Here is a 16,953-nt window from a genome sequence, read left to right as displayed (position 1 = left end):
TAACGTTAGACTTTTTATGAGCAAAAAACTCACTATTCTTGATATTGCAAAACTGTCCGGTGTTGGTAAGTCAACCGTATCACGCGTTCTGACCAACGATCCAAAAGTGAAACCTGAAACCCGTGAAAGGGTGGAAAGAGTAATTCAAGAATCTGGGTATACACCTTCAAAGTCAGCGCAATCGATGCGCGGTGGCAGCCAAAAAGTCATCGGCGTGATTATCTCTCGTTTGGATTCCCCTTCTGAAAACAAAGCCGTTAGCACCATGCTGGCCGAGTTGTATCGAGCGGATTACGATGTCGTGATCATGGAAAGCCAACTCGACAGAGAAAAAGCCAACGAGCATCTTCAGGTTCTTAAACGTCGTAACGTTGATGGCATTATTGTGTTTGGTTTTACGGATTGTGATATTCCTGCGATCGAAGCGTGGGAGCACAAAGCCGTGGTTATTGCTCTGGATACCGAGAATGTAACGTCGATTAACTACGATAACCAACAGGTGATTAATAGTGCGTTAGCGCATCTATCGGAGCAAGGGATCTCAGATGTCGGCTTTATTGGTGTTGATCCTAGCGACAAATCAACCGGTGAGCTGCGTCTTAAGGCTTATCTCGATTGGTGTGAAAGCACCGGAGTGATTGCGAACTATCGCACTGGCCAACTTCATCACGAAAGTGCTTATCAGCTGGTGGATGAGGTTCTAACTCCCGCGACTCAAGCGATCGTTTGTGCCAGTGATACCCTTGCTCTTGGTGTTATCAAACGTCTGCAAGAGCGACAACGTGAAGATGTGGTAGTCACCGGCGTTGGTGGTAATGATCTTCTCTCTTTCTTATTCCCACGAGTATTTAGCATTGATCCTGGTTACCAATCTGCAGGTAAGTTGGCTGCTAATCTATTGATCTCTCAGCTATTAGGCAATTCAGATATCTCTCATCACACTCAATCTCCGATTCTATAATCCACTCAATTAAGCGAAATTGAACCGCTTAGATTAAAATTAGAGTGTGATCTCTTTCAATTAATGGGACTGTTCCCATTTTAATTTATCATTCATGCGGGCATTATAATAACCGTGATTGGGAATGTTCCCATAAATCTAAATCTGAGTGGTTATAGCTGCATGGTTTAGATGAGTAATTGAATGAAACCAGGGTGGGGTAGTATGAGTAAGATAGCGAAGCAAGACGTTGCGCGTCTTATCGAGTTAGTCGGTGGTAAAGAAAACATTGCAAGTGTCAGCCACTGTCTGACTCGACTGCGTTTTGTATTGAACGATACAGAGCAGGCAAACAAAGCTGAACTCGAAAAATTGAAGCTAGTAAAAGGCTGCTTTACTAACGCAGGTCAATTCCAAGTTGTGATTGGCACTGAAGTTGATGAAGTGTATGCACTTCTGATTGAACAGACAGGTAAAGAGGCATCATCAAAAGATGAGGCGAAGTTGGCTGCTCGTCAAAATATGAACTTCCTTGAGCGTGGTATCTCCCATTTAGCCGAAATTTTCGTACCACTGCTGCCTGCCATTATTACTGGTGGTTTGATTCTTGGTTTCCGTAATGTGATTGGCGACATTCGCATGTTCGACGGCAAAACTCTAGTTGAAATCAGTCAATTTTGGGCAACGGTTCACTCTTTCTTATGGTTGATCGGCGAAGCTATTTTCTTCTTCCTACCGGTTGGCGTGTGTTGGGCAACGGTTAAGAAACTCGGTGGAACCCCTATTTTGGGCATCACGCTCGGTGTGACCTTGGTTTCCCCACAACTTATGAATGCATACATGATAGGTAAATCGGTACCTGAGGTATGGGATTTTGGACTGTTTGTGATTGAGAAAGTCGGTTATCAGGCTCAGGTGATCCCTGCAATGTTGGCGGGTGTAGCTTTGGCGTTCATTGAAACCAATCTTAAGCGCATCGTCCCAGCTTACTTGTACCTAGTGGTTGTGCCATTTGTATCGATTATTTTGTCTGTGATTCTAGCGCACGCTTTCATTGGCCCATTTGGTCGTATGTTAGGCGATGGTGTGGCATTCGCGGCTAAAGCGGCAATGACAGGTGACTTTGCGATTCTTGGTTCAGTGGTATTTGGCTTCCTTTACGCACCTTTGGTTATCACGGGCATTCACCACACAACCAACGCGGTGGATCTGCAATTGATGCAAGATTTAGGTGGCACACCAATCTGGCCTTTGATTGCACTATCAAACATTGCACAAGCATCGGCAGTAGTGGGCATCATTATCTTGAGCAAGCGTGAAGGTGAACGAGACATCTCGGTTCCTGCAGCAATTTCAGCCTACTTAGGTGTAACAGAGCCTGCGATGTACGGCATCAACCTTAAATACAAATTCCCAATGCTGAGCGCGATGATTGGTAGTGCTGTTGCAGCCGCAATCTGCGGTAGCGCAGGTGTTATGGCGAATGGTATCGGTGTCGGCGGCTTGCCGGGCATCTTATCGATTCAACCTCAATATTGGTCGATTTACTTAGTTGCGATGCTGGTGGCGATTGTATTGCCTGTAACCTTGACGTTGTTCTTCTACAAGCGCGCCCAATCAAAAGGTGAGCTCGAAACCGCTAACGCGTAATGCATTTTATAAGCGATGACTTTAATTGAGTCATCGCTTTTTCTCTTAGAAATGACTTCTATTCGACCATGATTTGCATGGTGATTTTAATTTATATTTTTTGGTAAGTGAGTGTTAGAGATGGCGATGACTGAACATGATGAAAGCTGGTGGAAAACCGCGACCATCTATCAAATCTACCCAAAGAGCTTCTGCGACAGTGGCAGTAAAGGTACTGGAGATATCAAAGGGATCATTTCGAAACTGGATTACCTCAAACACTTGAGTGTCGATGCAATTTGGTTAACTCCGGTTTACGCATCACCAATGATTGATAACGGCTACGATATTTCAGATTACTACGCGATTAATCCTCAATTTGGCACCATGGAAGATTTCGACCTATTGCTGTCTGAAGCACATCAGCGTGGTATTCGTATCGTGATGGATATTGTGGTTAACCATACGTCCACTGAACATGCATGGTTTCAATCTGCTCTGGGCGATAAAAACAGCCCGTACCGCGATTACTATATCTGGAAAGATCCAGTAGATGGTCAAGCTCCAACTAACTGGCAGTCTAAGTTCGGTGGCAATGCGTGGGAATTAGATGAGGTGACTGGGCAATACTTCCTACACTTATTCGCCAAAGAACAGGCCGACCTGAACTGGGAGAACCCAGTTGTACGTGAAGAAGTGAAAGACGTTATCAGTTTCTGGGCTGAGAAGGGCGTCGACGGTTTCCGTTTAGACGTGATTAACCTGATTTCAAAGCAGCAAGATTTCCCTAATGATGATATCGGTGATGGTCGCCGTTTTTACACAGACGGCCCACGTGTGCATGAATATCTAAAAGAGATCAGCGAAGCAGTATTTCAGAAGTACGGCAGCGTCACCGTCGGCGAGATGTCCTCAACCACGTTGGAACATTGCCAGCAATATTCAAATGTTGATAACAGCGAGCTATCGATGGTGTTTAACTTCCATCACCTTAAAGTCGATTACACCAATGGTGAGAAGTGGACTAATGCTCCGTTTGACTTCTTACAGCTCAAATCGATCTTCAATCACTGGCAAACAGGATTGAACGGAAAAGGTTGGGGCGCACTATTCTGGTGTAACCACGACCAACCAAGAGTGGTGAGCCGTTTAGGTAACGATCAGCAATATCGAGTTGAATCAGCCAAGATGCTTGCTGCTTCTGTCCACATGATGCAAGGCACACCTTACATTTACCAAGGTGAAGAGATTGGTATGACCAACCCTGGCTATACCGACATCAGCCAATATCGTGACGTTGAGAGTACCAATATGTACGACATCATGGTGAACCGTGATGGTGTAGCTCATCAAGATATGATGGCTATTTTAGCGCAGAAGTCTCGTGATAACTCTCGTACACCAATGCAATGGAACAGTGAGCCTTACGCAGGATTCTCACAAGCTCAGCCATGGCTTGATGTAGCGAATAATTACTCTGAGATTAACGCTGAGCAAGCACTTGAAGACAAAGACTCTGTTTTCTATTTCTATAAGAGCTTGATTGAGTTACGCAAACAAGTACCAGTGATTACGGATGGCAGCTATCAAGATTTATTGCCTGAGCACTCATCCATTTTTGCGTATGTACGTGAGAACGAAGGGCAAACCTTGCTGTGTATTAACAACTATTATGGTGAAGAGGCGGAATGCGTTTTACCAGAACGTTTTGATATGACTAAGGCGAAGAGTCTGTTGTCTAACTATCAACAAGCGAACACTTCAGTCGCATTACATCATCAAGTACTGCGTCCTTACGAGACTCGTATTCTCTTGATTGAAGGGTGACCTTGTTTTATTTCAATAAGCCTAATTCTTATTCCCCTTAAAGGGTTCGGCTTCTACAAAGGCTTTGGAGTGCTCCCCAAAGCCTTTTTTATTGCTTGTGGTTAGTCAGCAGTTACGCTCAGATTTAGTGAATCTAAGTCAGGGCTAGCTAATCGAGGTCAGTAGCGCTGCTGATTCTTCGATCGTAGATTGTTCTACAGACATCAATTCAATCTGCTCAATTAGGCCAATCGTTGGGTTGAACCAGCGCTCAGACGATGTGCCAAACTCTGCTGAGTCCATCCCAACACAGCCAATGTGGTAAGTGTTTTTCTCCGTAAGATTCGCAGCTTCGATCGATTTACCCGAAACAGTGAAGCTTTTACGCACACCAGTTTCATTAATTTCCTGCTGCCAAGTGACTTGGCACGAAGCGTCAGCGGATAACGTTTTAACCCACTGGTGATCCTCAAAGTCACTCAACATATTCGTGACGGCTTCTCCATCAAGCGTGATTTGCATTGAAATGGTTTCTTCACTGATATCAATGATAGGGTTGCTCTCTTTTACGTCTGTTCCTTTCAAACGGAACAGTGGGCTGCTGTACATCATTCTTGTGACGTATTGGCTGCCAATAAAGTAGGCACTGGTGATCTCGTGTAGGCCGCGGTCAGGGCCAGCAAAATAAATGCTGCCGTCTTCTTGTGTACCTTCAACATTCGTCATGATGTCTTCAGAAACATAAAATTCGGTGATGCCGTAATTGATGAGGTCATTGATAACTTGAACGACAGTTTCATTGCCGGTCTCTTCTTCTAACCCTGCAATAATGAGTTCACCGCTTAAAGGAGTGAAGTTCATTGTCATCACGCCTTCAGTTTGACCATCTTTGGTAAATGAGTAGCCCAATGTTGTTTCTGGTTTCGGGGAAAACGTAGCGCTCGCAATCGGGTAATCAACCTGATTGCTTGGCCCTTTGTTACCACCTGTTGAACCAGAAGAAGAGCCACCTCCGCCACCACAACCATAGAGAGCAAAGAGAGAGGTCGCTAGCAGCGTCATTGTTTTCTTCATGTTTAATATTCCTAAAGTTGAAAGCCCTTGGTGGGCCCGATGTTTTTAGGAATGCTATTGTTTGAGGAGTAAATAGGGCAAAAAACGAAGTCACATAAGATCTTAATTTATATTTAAGTTGTTTATTTGAAAGGGCTTTTTATTGTCATTTGAGAACTGCTGCCCGACAGCTGTGCAGTAGTTAAGCATTAAGTTTTCCCACTGCTTTATGATCAGAGGCTCTTTAACGCTTAGCTTTAAGCTCTTCCAAGGTTGTAGGCAGGTCGATTTGGATTCCGGTTTAGATAGTCGAGCGAATAGCTCTTCGGATGGAACCACTCTTAATAACGCAACCAGAGACTCCATGTAGTTGAGGCGGAACTTCTCCATGTTGCCTTGCTTATAAGCAATGTGAGAAACCATCATATAAACCAACGCATTTTCGATCGTAGAGTTTCCTGAGGTATTGGTCAGGAGTTCTTTTGCGGTTTGCAGGTTTCTCTGTTTGAAATGAATGATACCAAGCCACAGCTTGAGTTCGTCCGGAAGTAACTTAAATCGAGTTTGAACAAGATTCGTGAACGCAATGAGCTTCTTCTGATCCGTTTCAAATAGAGCAAGTTGTCGTGCAATCAGAGTAGAGGTCATGGTGTTGAGCTTGATGTTATCAAACACTATGGGTTTTCCACTCAGCAACTCGCTGACTTCGGTATTGTCGACAGACCATTCCGGCGACAACGGTGCAGGCAAAGCAAAGTAGCTGGCTAGCTCTTGGTTAATCTCCATCAAGCTTTCGCTGAGGTTGTCTATATCAACAGAATAAACGCCACGAAAGGCAAGCTTACCTGAGATCGGGTAGATCAGGCTGACCTTGGCCGCGAGTCGTTTGTTAACTTCTTGGTCCTTCAGTTGAATGTTAAGTAGATAGTCACTGGTACGCATGTTTTTCGCGCCAGGGAAGAAAGGGGAGCTATCTATTGGATCTAAGAAGTAACTAGGAGCATCTTGGTTGGCTAAATCGGTGTAGGCGTACTCAATTTGCTGTTGAAGTAGCAGAGCTTTAACAACCTTGCGATAGTGCCTTGCGTTGTCTCCGACAGCATCAATGCGATTGAGTAGCAGCTCAACCTTAGGAATCAATCGTTGGTCGCGTTCGACTTCAGAGGCTCGAGTCGAAGATTGCCAAAGCATATAGCCCATTACCGCGGTGCTGATCAGCAAAACCAAAGACACCACAACAAGCCAAGGGTTAGCAGGATTGGAGCCAAATCCTTTTTTATTGGTTGGAGACTCTATGGTGGCATTATTAGGTGCGTTTTCAGGGGAAGCCGCGGCAAAGCTAACCGAGCTTGGGTTAAGGAAGTAGCCCTTGCGCGGATAAGTCACCAGTATTTTGGTTGCGTCGCTATCTGGCAGGTGTTTTTGAAGTACTGAACGTAAGGTACTGATTCGGTTTGTCAGAACATTTTTGGAAATGAAGTTACTTTGCCATACAGATTCAATGATGTGCTCGGCAGCGAGCGGCTGACCAACGCTGGTAAGAAGCAACTCCAATAGCTCGATAGAACGAGGTTCTAAATCGATGACCTGCTTGTCGCAGCTTAAGACTCGAGTGTTGGGGTTGAATTCCAAGCCTTCAATATAAATAGAGGCTTGTTGGTCTTTGGCGCTAGAGAGGTAATCTTGCATAGAAAAGGCGACGGTTTATAAAACCTAAATTCTAGCTGTTTTTGTTATTAAAAACAGCTAGTAATTCATAGGGTGATTGGTATTAAGACGCGTAATTCACCGAGTAGCGAGTTGGTTTGTGGTTCATTGCCAATACGATGTTCAATACTGCGGTGCCTAATACAGATACGGTAATCACCCAAGGTGATACAAAGAAGAACGATGCAAAAAGAATACACGCATCAATACCCATTTGTGTTTTACCTACCGAGATACCGTAGCGGTCTTGGATAAATAAGCACAGTACGTTGAAGCCACCCAGGCTTGAGCGGTGACGGAATAGGATTAGCATACCTAAGCCCATTAATAAGCCGCCGGCAACAGCACAATAGATCTCGTTATGAACTTCTAGCGAGATAACTAAGTATAAATGATCGGCAAACACAGACACTAAAGCACCAGAAATCGCGCTGCTAATAGCAAAGCTGCGGCCAAATCGTTTCCAGGCCAATAAGTAGAATGGACAATTGGCAACAAAGTACAAAATACCAAAGGTTACAGGCAAGAATTGACTCAAAAGCAGAGCCAAGCCAGTAGTACCACCGGTAAGCAGGTTCGCTGACTGTAAAAAGAAGACGCCTAACGCCACTAAAAACGTGCCAGTGAGAATCGCTACCCAATCTTCTTTACGTGAGTGTTTTTCCATCGTTTTTATAATTACCTAACCAATAAAGGCGTGCATAGTAGAGAAAAACCTTAGCTTTCGGTAGCTTGAGGTGCAAAATTAAGGTAAACCTATGTAATCTGCGTTTTACAGGGTGTAAAGCGTAAAATTGACAGTAAGCGTCATCTTTGGTTGGATAAGCTTAATAACCATGATGAATCTTATATGTGATTATGAAAAAACTGCATGATAAAATTGCAATTAGCTCTTTATGACCTAGATCAAATTATGTAGAATGCGTCACATCAAAACGGTGACGGAAACGTTTGCTTTCGGTCGTTGTGTGGTTTTTTTGAAACTTTCAGTACAATCTGAGTCAGGAGATACAGATGCTTAAGCGTGACATGAACATTGCTGATTACGATGCGGATCTATTCGCAGCTATCCAAGAAGAAACTCTTCGTCAGGAAGAGCACATCGAACTTATCGCTTCAGAAAACTACACAAGCCCACGTGTAATGGAAGCTCAAGGTTCTCAACTTACAAACAAATACGCTGAAGGCTACCCAGGTAAGCGTTACTACGGTGGTTGTGAGTACGTAGATAAAGTTGAAACTCTAGCAATCGAACGTGCATGTGAACTGTTTGGCGCTCAATACGCAAACGTACAACCTCACTCAGGTTCTCAAGCAAACAACGCTGTATACATGGCACTGCTGAACGCTGGCGATACTGTTCTAGGTATGAGCCTTGCGCACGGTGGTCACCTAACTCACGGTTCTCCAGTAAACTTCTCTGGTAAGCTTTACAACATCATTCCTTACGGTATCGATGAAGCAGGTCAAATCGATTACGAAGAGATGGAAGCGCTAGCTATCGAGCACAAGCCTAAGATGATCATCGGTGGTTTCTCAGCTTACTCTCAAGTTTGTGATTGGAAGCGCATGCGTGAAATTGCTGACAAAGTAGGTGCTTACTTCTTCGTAGATATGGCTCACGTTGCTGGTCTAATCGCTGCAGGCGTTTACCCGAACCCAGTTCCACACGCTCACGTTGTAACAACAACAACACACAAGACGCTTGCTGGTCCTCGTGGTGGTCTTATCCTTTCTAACGAAGGCGAAGATCTTTACAAGAAGCTAAACTCAGCAGTATTCCCAGGCGGCCAAGGTGGTCCTCTAATGCACGTTATCGCTGGTAAAGCAGTAGCGTTCAAAGAAGCTCTAGAGCCAGAATTCAAAGAATACCAAGCTCGCGTAGTTGCTAACGCAAAAGCAATGGTTGCTGAATTCCTTGCACGCGGTTACAACATCGTTTCAGGTTCTACAGAGAACCACCTGTTCCTAGTTGACCTAATCGATAAAGACATCACAGGTAAAGAAGCAGATGCAGCACTAGGTGCAGCGAACATCACAGTGAACAAGAACTCTGTACCAAACGATCCTCGTAGCCCGTTCGTTACTTCAGGTATCCGTATCGGTTCTCCTTCTATCACTCGTCGCGGTTTCTCAGAAGCAGACGCGAAAGAGCTAGCAGGTTGGATCTGTGACATCCTAGATAACATGGGCGATGAGTCTGTTATCGAAGCAACGAAAGCTAAAGTACTAGAGATCTGTAAGCGTCTACCAGTTTACGCTTAATTTTTTCTGCGTAGAGTGAACGAATTTCTGTGTCGCACATACTCATTTGCTAGCGCAAACTCCGTGTGAGCTCCTTGAACTTCGCTCATCTACTTTGAAAAAAGTTTAAAAGGTCCCTGTTGGGGCCTTTTTTGTATTCGTAAGTAATAAAGTCGTTGTCGAGCATGCTCACTTACATTCGTAAGCTCCGCGTGCTCTCCTAGAATTTCAAACGACTACTTTGAAAAACACTTTTAAAGGGGCTCATTGAGTCCTTTTTGTTTTAGGGAAGGGTGTTGAAAGCTTCGTGTCTTTTCCTGAACTAAAGCTATTTGATTGAAAAATATGATTTGAAAGGCTCCTGTTGGGAGCCTTTTTTGTATCTGTCGGTATGGAGTTGGGGTATCTGAGAATACAGAAAGGCTGATACTAAAAAGGGCTGATGCTTGCACATCAACCCTTTGTTGTTTGCTGGTCTCGATTTTACTTTTTGATGCTCAGTAAAGTGCCTGATTTACACTTAAACGAGTAGTAGCTGCGGCTTTCATTGAATTTGCCTAAGCCTTCGCCATCGCAGTAGTCGATGTTGATATCACGCATTACTTCTAGCGTATCTTCGCTGTTCAAAGCGAATTTAGAACCATCAGAACAGACGATACGAATTCGCTCATCATGGCTTACAGAGTAGATATCGACTTCGGTATTACATAGTTCAAAAGAGGCTTCACGAAAGTTATCTTGCTGAGTATTTGAAGAGCACCCTGCGGTGAGTGCGGCTGTGATAACGGCTAATAGTCCGAGTCTTTTCATTGTTAGTCCTTCGATATCATCCAACTTAGTGATGAGTTTTATATGCTGTTCTGGGTAGCCTATACAACAACACGCTTTGGTTCAAGGATCGCAGGTTGACTCTAGGATATAAAAGTATAGGCGCAAACAGATAATTTATAATAGGTTTATTGATCTTTGGCCTATTATGTACCCTTCTTCCGGCCAATAAATAAAAAGACCAACACTAAGGTTGGCCTTTCAAAATCAAGCTTGTTCTAAATGACTATCTAAACTGTTTGGCTTCTGGAAGGAACTCAAAGCCAGCAGACGCAAGTTTCGCTATCAATGCTGCTTTGTCGATCTCGTAGAAGTTGACCACTCGATCCAAATCACCGCCGAAGTCGTCACGCAGTTTCATGTTGACGATGCTCATCAACATCACAGGATCCATCTTTTCAAAGTTAGCGAGGTTCATATTAGTCCTCGAAATCTGAGATCAGTAGGTTTGCAGCGGCAAAGGCTGCACGCTCACGCGCTTCTTTAGGAAGAGATTCGTCTGCAGCAAGGTCATTCAATGTTTTTACCGCGCAGGTGATCGCTTTCGGGATATAGCCTTGGTCGCCACTGCCAATTTGAGAATACAGTTCACGCACCAAATCACAACAATCGTATACTTTCATTTTTATACCTAACCAAATGATAACTGATCTCAATATACACATAGAGATAAGTAAAAACAAAGTGGATCTGATTAAGTTCAGAGTTAGTTTGTTCTTGCTCAATATCTCATTCTGTTGATGCTCAACGTATCACTTGCTAGCTTGCCAATTAGCCGGATATTGACCGCTTAACCAGATATTTGTTGTTCAAGTTGATAAGTCACTTCATCAGCAAGATTGAGTTGTTTGGCTAACTCTTTGAGGTACGCCTTTTCCATGAAGTTCTGCTCATCCGCTACGATCAAAGAGGCTAAGTAGATTTCGCTGGCTTGTTGCGGTGATGTCGCGAGTTGAGCGATTTCACTTGGATCGAGTGGTTTGTGCAACTCTTCAGACACCAATTTAGTCAGTTGATAATCGGCACCCATGTTTTCGACGGCTTGTTCAATCTTAGCCATCTCTTCTTCATCGACATGGCCATCGGCTTTGGACGCTGCAATCATCGCTCGGAGAATCAGTACGCTATGGTTTGAGTCGTTCTCATCAAATTGAGCTTGCTCGGTATTCGGTGTTTGGCCTTGTTTAGATTGGTAGTCGTTGTAGACCTTGTAAGCGAGAGCGCCAAGTGCTGCTGCGCCACCAATACCTGCGGCTTTTTTACCCATTTTCTTGGTTTTCTTCGAGCCCATTAACGCACCTAACAGTCCGCTGCCAACTGCGCCTGCACCGAAAGCGCCAAGTGTGCTCTTGTTGATACCCTTGCCATTGCTGCTACTGCCTTGAGAGAGGCTGCTTAAACTCGAAGATCCTTGGGAAAGCTTCTGAGTTCCTTGTTTAACGAGATCTGACTTAAGTGCTTGGTTAAGTAAGCTTTTGATATCCATCGATACCTCCAATGTAAGCGGGTCTAAAGAGTTGATGAACCCAATATACGGATTTAAAGATGAACCGGGGATTAACTCACGTTATTTACTCTACTGATAAATAGAAGAGAACTTGAAGGGAAACGACAGGCACAAAAAAGGCCACCTAATGGCAGCCTTTCAATGTTTATCTAGTGAGTAATCGGATTACTAAGCTAGTTGAGCTTTAAGGTGCTCGATAACCGTGTCCATAGCGATAGCTTCTTTATCACCAGTACGACGGTTTTTGTATTCGAAGTTGCCTTCGTCCATGCTGCGATCGCCGATAACGATAGTGTGAGGGATACCCACTAGCTCGATATCTTTGAACATTACACCTGGACGCTCTTTACGGTCATCGAATAGAACTTCGATACCCATAGCTGTTAATTCAGCGTATAGCTTCTCAGCTGCTTCTTTAACGCGCTCAGATTTGTGCATGTTCATTGGTACGATAGCAACTTGGAATGGCGCTAGTGCGTCTGGCCAAGTGATACCGAATTTATCGTGGTTTTGCTCGATAGCAGATGCAACAACACGTGAAACACCGATACCGTAACAACCCATTTCTAGGATTACGCTCTTACCATCAGGACCAAGCACGTTACAGTTCATTGCTTTAGAGTAAGTATTACCTAGTTGGAAGATGTGACCAACTTCGATACCACGCTTAAGCTGAATAGTACCTTGACCACATGGGCTAAGGTCGCCTTCAACAACGTTACGTAGGTCTTCAACTTGAGCAAGCTTAACGTCACGACCCCAGTTGATGCCGAAGTAGTGCTTACCATCTACGTTTGCGCCAGCGCCGAAATCACTCATTACAGCAACAGAGCGGTCAACGATGAATGGTAGCTCTAGGCCTACAGGGCCAAGTGAACCAGGACCTGCACCAACAAGTGCACGGATTTCTTCTTCAGAAGCCATCTCTAGCGGAGAAGCAACCTGTGGAAGGTTCTCTGCTTTCACTTCGTTCAGTTCGTGGTCACCACGGATGATTAGCGCGATGATATCAGCGTCTACTTCATCAGAAGCTTTAACGAATAGAGTCTTAACTGTCTTCTCGATTGCTAGACCGTGTTGCTCTACCAATTCTGCGATTGTTTTTGCGTTTGGCGTATCAACCAGTTCCATCTCTTGAGTTGGCGCTGCCGCTTCAGTCGTTGGAGCTAGTGCTTCTGCTTTCTCGATGTTCGCTGCGTAATCAGATTCAGAAGAGAATGCGATTAGGTCTTCGCCGCTTTCAGCAAGAACGTGGAATTCTTGAGAGCCGCTGCCGCCGATTGCGCCAGAGTCTGCCAATACTGGACGGTACTCAAGGCCCATGCGGTCGAATGCTTTACAGTAAGCATCGTGCATCGCTTGGTAAGACTTTTCTAAGCCTTCTTTATCGATATCAAAGCTGTACGCATCCATCATAGAGAATTCACGTGCACGCATTACGCCAAAACGAGGGCGGCGCTCATCACGGAATTTAGTCTGGATTTGGTACAGGTTTAGAGGTAGCTGTTTGTAAGAGCTGATCTCGTTACGTACTAGGCTCGTTACCACTTCTTCAGCTGTTGGGCTAAGAACAAATGGACGAGAGTGACGGTCTGTGAAACGAAGTAGCTCAGGACCCATCTTTTCAGAACGGCCAGTCTCTTCCCAAAGCTCAAACGGTTGAACTACGGGCATCAAGATTTCAACGGCACCTGCATTATCGATCTCTTGGCGAACGATATTTTCGACTTTACGCAGTACACGTAGACCAGTAGGTAGCCAAGTATATAAACCTGAAGCTAGCTTACGGATCATACCTGCACGTAGCATCAGCTGGTGGCTGATAACTTCTGCGTCGTTTGGAGTCTCTTTCAGAGTAGAAAGAAGGTAGTTACTGGTACGCATTCTATGGTATCCGTTTCATCATTGATAAAAGAAAACTTGCTGTCGTTCGTGACCACAGCAAATCTGATATAGCCGCATATAATATCAGCCTATTTGGGATCTCAAAAGCGTTCAATGTCAGTTACATTGATGAAAAGCGTTTCAACCACGAATTTCACGTTAAGATCGAACAAATTTACCGCATATTCTTTGTTGTCAGGCTTACCTTTCTTATAGGCAGGGCGAGGGTCTTGGCCTAATACTTCTTTGATCACCTGAATGATATGGCGCGCTTGTGGATGGCTTGCGAGCTTACTTTGCGCTTGCTGTGAAAAGTTAACGTCGAGCACCTCTGGTTCGTCGGCGGCGAACCCTCCCAATGCATCCGGAATCGAATCTGAGTAGGGGATATAAGGCTTGATGTCGATGATCGGTGTACCGTCTACTAAGTCGACGCTGCCGAGATCCAACCAAGTTTGTCCTTTTTCTTGAGACACACCTTTTAGTTCAACCGCAGACATGCCAATTCCATTCGGTCTGAATGTGGCACGAGACGCGAATACACCAATACGTTCATTCCCGCCAAGGCGAGGTGGCCTCACAGTTGGTTTCCAGCCTGCTTCAAGGTTCTTGTCGAACAGAAATAGTAACCAAACATGGCTAAATTGCTCGATATCACGAACAGACTCAAGGCAGTTTGCTGCATCAACCAACCTGACTCTTGAGGTGGATGTGGGTACTAGCCTAGGCTGTCTTGGCACAGCGAACTTCTCTTTATAAGGAGACTCAATAAAGCCAACAGGTTCAATGGTGTACATAGTTGGGTGTTCTCTGATTACGATTAAGACGGAAAAATATCATAAAATAGCTTGTTTTTCTTTTGATAATAATTATCATTTGCAATGTTATAACATATCAAATTAGTTATTTAAGGGAAATACAATGAAACCGAATATCCATCCAGATTACCGTCCCGTGGTTTTTCATGACACCAGTGTCGATGAGTACTTCTTAATCGGCTCAACGCTAAAAACAGACCGTACTATCGAATGGGAAGACGGCAATACTTATCCTTACTTCACGATTGAGGTGTCGTCAAAGTCTCATCCTTTCTATACGGGTAAACAACGAGTGCTGCATAAAGAAGGACGTGTTGCGAACTTCACACGTCGTTTTGGTCAATTAGGTAAGGGAGCGAAATAGAATGAAAGTTGTGAAATCACTTAAAAGCGCGAAAAGCCGCCATCCTGATTGCCAGATAGTAAAGCGCAGAGGTCGTCATTATGTTATCTGCAAAACCAATCCGAGATTCAAAGCGGTTCAGAAATAGTCAGTCAAATTGATGTGACGCGAGTGTAAAAACGAGGGGAAAGTCAAACTTCATTCATTTGTCTGTTTTTCTTTTCCCTCGAGAAGAACCTAGCAGAATATTGCGTATTAACTTAGAGTATGGCGTGTTTTATTTTCAAGTGAATCAATGGGTTATATTATCAGTTATATTTGTAGTGAATGTGTATTTGTGAATTATAAATCTAGATTTTGTATTTAATGTAGATTTATTTGCTAATTAATTGTTCAAATAGAGTTAAAAATCGTCGATTGTTACACATTTTGTAACATTTTGAATTTCTAATTGATAATTTTGTCGCGTACCCTTCGCTGGCAATTTGAACATTTTTGTCACAATTGCATAGGAATCACTACAAGGAGGGAACTGATGAGTTCATCAGCTTCAATAAAAAACAACTCGCCAAAGAAACCTATTTTTACCCGTTTTCTCGATGGTGTTGAATATTTGGGGAACCTATTACCCCACCCGATCACTCTTTTCGCAATCTTCTGTGTCGCAATCTTAGTTACTTCAGGTATCGCTGGATATTTTGAAGTATCTGTTATGGACCCTCGCCCAGAAGGTGCTCCTGGTCGTGCTGCTGACGGCATGATCTACGTTGTAAGCTTACTTAACGCTGAAGGCTTACAGCTCATTGTTACTAATCTAGTTAAAAACTTTGTTGGCTTTGCGCCATTAGGTACCGTGCTTGTTGCAATGCTAGGTGTAGCGATTGCTGAACACTCAGGTCTATTATCTGCGGCGATGCGTGGCATGGTAATGGGCGCATCTAAGCGTATGGTTACGGTAACCGTAGTTTTTGCCGGTATTATCTCTAACACGGCTTCAGAGCTTGGTTATGTAGTACTTATCCCTCTTGCAGCAATGCTTTTCCACTCTTTGGGTCGTCACCCATTAGCTGGTCTAGCGGCAGCATTTGCTGGTGTATCTGGTGGTTACTCTGCAAACCTTCTAATCGGTACGGTTGATCCACTGCTTTCTGGTATTACAGAAACAGCAGCACAAATGATCGACCCGACTTACAGCGTCGGTCCTGAATCAAACTGGTACTTCATGTTTGTTTCGACGTTCTTCATTGCGATTACAGGTGCATTTGTAACTGAGAAGATTGTTGAGCCAAAACTGGGTAAATACAACGATGAAGAAGCGTCTGAAGACCTATCAAATGATTCGATGGGCAAACTAACAGACGTTGAGAAGAAAGGCCTTAAGCTTGCGGGTATCGCAGTGCTAGCGGTTTCAGCGCTTCTTGCTTGGACGATTGTTCCAGCTGACGGCGTTCTACGTTCAGCCGCAGGTACGGTTTCAGGTTCTCCATTCCTGAAAAGTATCGTAGCGTTCATCTTCGTATTCTTCGCGGTTCCTGGTTTTGTTTACGGTAAAGTTACCGGCACAATGAAAACTGATCGTGATGTTATCGATGCAATGTCTAAATCTATGTCTTCAATGGGCATGTACATCGTACTTGTGTTCTTTGCTGCTCAGTTTGTTGCTTTCTTCAAGTGGACTAACTTCGGTCAAGTATTCGCAGTTGCAGGTGCTACTTTCCTACAGGATATTGGCCTAACGGGTCCAATGCTGTTCTTCGCATTCATCTTAATGTGTGGTTTCATTAACCTGATGATCGGTTCAGCTTCTGCTCAGTGGGCAGTAACAGCACCAATCTTCGTTCCAATGCTAATGCTAGTAGGTTACGCTCCTGAAACGATTCAAGCGGCTTACCGTATCGGTGATTCAACAACGAACATTATTACTCCAATGATGAGCTATTTTGGCCTTATCCTTGCGGTAGCGACTCGTTACATGAAGAACCTAGGTATCGGTACTCTGATTGCAACTATGCTTCCATACTCAATCGTGTTCTTGGTTGGTTGGAGCTTAATGTTCTACGTTTGGGTATTCGTATTTGGTCTACCAGTAGGCCCTGGTGCTGAAACGTACTACACGCCTTAGCCTTGAGAACTATATTTGTTTATAGACGGTTCGTTCTTATAGACAACTCTTTCTTATAGAGAACAAAAAAAC

16 protein-coding genes are annotated in these 16,953 nt (G+C 44.1%); 7 read left to right on the top strand and 9 right to left on the bottom strand.

Translation table 11 applies throughout. The annotated features are described in order from the left end of the window. Positions 1 to 16 precede the first annotated feature (16 nt). From treR to treC, 3 genes are all read left to right on the top strand, one after another. Positions 17 to 961, top strand: a complete 945-nt coding sequence (gene treR, locus ATB74_RS11760; protein ID WP_061018646.1) for a trehalose operon repressor TreR — start codon at positions 17 to 19, stop codon at positions 959 to 961. Between the two features lie 204 nt (positions 962 to 1,165). Continuing rightward, entirely contained in the window at positions 1,166 to 2,590 is a 1,425-nt protein-coding gene (gene treB / locus ATB74_RS11755) for a PTS trehalose transporter subunit IIBC (RefSeq protein ID WP_061018645.1), read from the top strand. A 120-nt stretch (positions 2,591 to 2,710) separates the two neighbouring features. Next, positions 2,711 to 4,396, top strand: a complete 1,686-nt coding sequence (treC, locus tag ATB74_RS11750; RefSeq protein WP_061018643.1) for an alpha,alpha-phosphotrehalase — start codon at positions 2,711 to 2,713, stop codon at positions 4,394 to 4,396. A 144-nt stretch (positions 4,397 to 4,540) separates the two neighbouring features. Here the strand turns inward: treC and ATB74_RS11745 are convergent, their stop codons facing one another. The 3 genes from ATB74_RS11745 to ATB74_RS11735 all read right to left on the bottom strand — a co-directional run bounded on the left by ATB74_RS11745 (position 4,541) and on the right by ATB74_RS11735 (position 7,802). Beyond that, positions 4,541 to 5,449 (bottom strand): hypothetical protein, encoded by a 909-nt coding sequence (locus tag ATB74_RS11745; RefSeq protein ID WP_061018641.1) that lies wholly within the window; start codon positions 5,447 to 5,449, stop codon positions 4,541 to 4,543. A gap of 102 nt (positions 5,450 to 5,551) precedes the next feature. Then, on the bottom strand, positions 5,552 to 7,117 hold the full coding sequence (locus ATB74_RS11740; protein WP_061018639.1) for a winged helix-turn-helix domain-containing protein: 1,566 nt from the start codon (positions 7,115 to 7,117) through the stop codon (positions 5,552 to 5,554). Between the two features lie 82 nt (positions 7,118 to 7,199). Continuing rightward, positions 7,200 to 7,802, bottom strand: coding sequence for a YitT family protein (locus ATB74_RS11735; protein ID WP_061018638.1), 603 nt, complete (start codon positions 7,800 to 7,802; stop codon positions 7,200 to 7,202). A gap of 347 nt (positions 7,803 to 8,149) precedes the next feature. Between ATB74_RS11735 and glyA the strand changes: the two genes are divergently transcribed. Further along, positions 8,150 to 9,400 carry a serine hydroxymethyltransferase gene (gene glyA, locus ATB74_RS11730; RefSeq protein WP_048612231.1) on the top strand — a complete coding sequence of 417 codons (1,251 nt, stop codon included), beginning with the start codon at positions 8,150 to 8,152 and terminating at the stop codon, positions 9,398 to 9,400. 462 nt (positions 9,401 to 9,862) lie between these two features. On the opposite strand, the gene ATB74_RS11725 is transcribed toward glyA, so the two are convergent. The 6 genes from ATB74_RS11725 to tsaA form a co-directional block, all read right to left on the bottom strand. Then, positions 9,863 to 10,189 (bottom strand): hypothetical protein, encoded by a 327-nt coding sequence (locus ATB74_RS11725; RefSeq protein ID WP_060982543.1) that lies wholly within the window; start codon positions 10,187 to 10,189, stop codon positions 9,863 to 9,865. A 244-nt stretch (positions 10,190 to 10,433) separates the two neighbouring features. Continuing rightward, positions 10,434 to 10,625, bottom strand: a complete 192-nt coding sequence (locus ATB74_RS11720) for a DUF4250 domain-containing protein (RefSeq protein WP_010436438.1) — start codon at positions 10,623 to 10,625, stop codon at positions 10,434 to 10,436. A 1-nt stretch (position 10,626) separates the two neighbouring features. Next, complete coding sequence (locus ATB74_RS11715) at positions 10,627 to 10,830, bottom strand: YaeP family protein (RefSeq protein WP_008222923.1); 204 nt, start codon at positions 10,828 to 10,830, stop codon at positions 10,627 to 10,629. 167 nt (positions 10,831 to 10,997) lie between these two features. Beyond that, positions 10,998 to 11,693, bottom strand: a complete 696-nt coding sequence (locus tag ATB74_RS11710) for a tellurite resistance TerB family protein (RefSeq protein ID WP_061018636.1) — start codon at positions 11,691 to 11,693, stop codon at positions 10,998 to 11,000. A gap of 189 nt (positions 11,694 to 11,882) precedes the next feature. After that, entirely contained in the window at positions 11,883 to 13,598 is a 1,716-nt protein-coding gene (locus ATB74_RS11705; RefSeq protein ID WP_061018633.1) for a proline--tRNA ligase, read from the bottom strand. Between the two features lie 101 nt (positions 13,599 to 13,699). Further along, positions 13,700 to 14,395 (bottom strand): tRNA (N6-threonylcarbamoyladenosine(37)-N6)-methyltransferase TrmO, encoded by a 696-nt coding sequence (gene tsaA, locus ATB74_RS11700; protein WP_050619947.1) that lies wholly within the window; start codon positions 14,393 to 14,395, stop codon positions 13,700 to 13,702. Positions 14,396 to 14,519: 124 nt separating this feature from the next. On the opposite strand from tsaA, the gene ATB74_RS11695 reads away from it, so the two are divergent. From ATB74_RS11695 to ATB74_RS11690, 3 genes are all read left to right on the top strand, one after another. Beyond that, on the top strand, positions 14,520 to 14,780 hold the full coding sequence (locus tag ATB74_RS11695) for a type B 50S ribosomal protein L31 (RefSeq protein ID WP_009847432.1): 261 nt from the start codon (positions 14,520 to 14,522) through the stop codon (positions 14,778 to 14,780). Between the two features lies 1 nt (position 14,781). Then, on the top strand, positions 14,782 to 14,907 hold the full coding sequence (gene ykgO, locus ATB74_RS23790) for a type B 50S ribosomal protein L36 (protein ID WP_004734365.1): 126 nt from the start codon (positions 14,782 to 14,784) through the stop codon (positions 14,905 to 14,907). A gap of 387 nt (positions 14,908 to 15,294) precedes the next feature. Next, positions 15,295 to 16,881 (top strand): AbgT family transporter, encoded by a 1,587-nt coding sequence (locus tag ATB74_RS11690; RefSeq protein WP_060982536.1) that lies wholly within the window; start codon positions 15,295 to 15,297, stop codon positions 16,879 to 16,881. Positions 16,882 to 16,953 lie beyond the last annotated feature (72 nt).

The sequence above is a fragment of the Vibrio splendidus genome (genome assembly GCF_001557875.1).
GTDB lineage: Bacteria > Pseudomonadota > Gammaproteobacteria > Enterobacterales > Vibrionaceae > Vibrio > Vibrio splendidus_F.
Note: the sequence above shows the minus strand (reverse complement) of the source record. Positions and strands in the feature narration are given on the sequence as shown.